Origin of the sequence: Staphylococcus simiae (assembly GCF_002902085.1) — a bacterium.
Lineage (GTDB): Bacteria > Bacillota > Bacilli > Staphylococcales > Staphylococcaceae > Staphylococcus > Staphylococcus simiae.
This window is the reverse complement of the sequence record NZ_PPQR01000012.1, coordinates 1-659: the sequence shown is the minus strand read 5'-3', so window position 1 is coordinate 659 and position 659 is coordinate 1. Positions and strand designations below refer to the sequence as shown.

Sequence of the window (659 nt, the reverse complement as noted above, 5' to 3'; positions counted from 1 at the left end):
TACATCAGACATTTCCTGGTTTAGAAAATTTATTTAGTAGTCGATATTCAATCATCGCACTTAACATCGCAGAAATATTTACTCATCCAGACATGGTTGCCGATATAAGTATGGATATGCTTATTACTCATATATTCAGTTCTACAGATAAAGGTCTATCAATGAATAAAGCAGAAAAATATGCACATCAACTAGTGAATATTGCTTCGGAAAGCTATCCCAATGTCGATAGACATTCGTTTCTAGTTGAAAAAGTACGTTTGCTTATTCAACAATTAAAACAATCTATCGAGCGTCTTAAACAATTAGATAATGCCATGATTCAATTAGCACAACAACTCGATTGTTTTGAAAATATTCATTCGATACCAGGTATAGGTAAGTTGAGTGCAGCTATGATTATTGGAGAAATTGGTGATATTACACGATTCAGATCACATAAACAGCTCAATGCTTTTGTAGGTATTGATATCAAACGATATCAATCAGGTGGTACATCTAGTAAAGATACGATCAACAAACGTGGTAATAAAAAAGCGAGAAGACTATTGTTTTGGGTGATTATGAATATTTTAAAGGGACAACATCATTATGATAATCATGTCGTCGATTATTATTACAAACTAAGAAAGCAGCCTAATGAGAAATCTCATAAGACT

The 659-nt window shown here is 32.5% G+C and carries 1 protein-coding gene; it reads left to right on the top strand.

Annotated features, from left to right (window positions below):
* A partial coding sequence (locus CD113_RS01860) for a transposase (RefSeq protein ID WP_142380894.1) occupies positions 1 to 659 on the top strand: 659 nt, incomplete at both ends.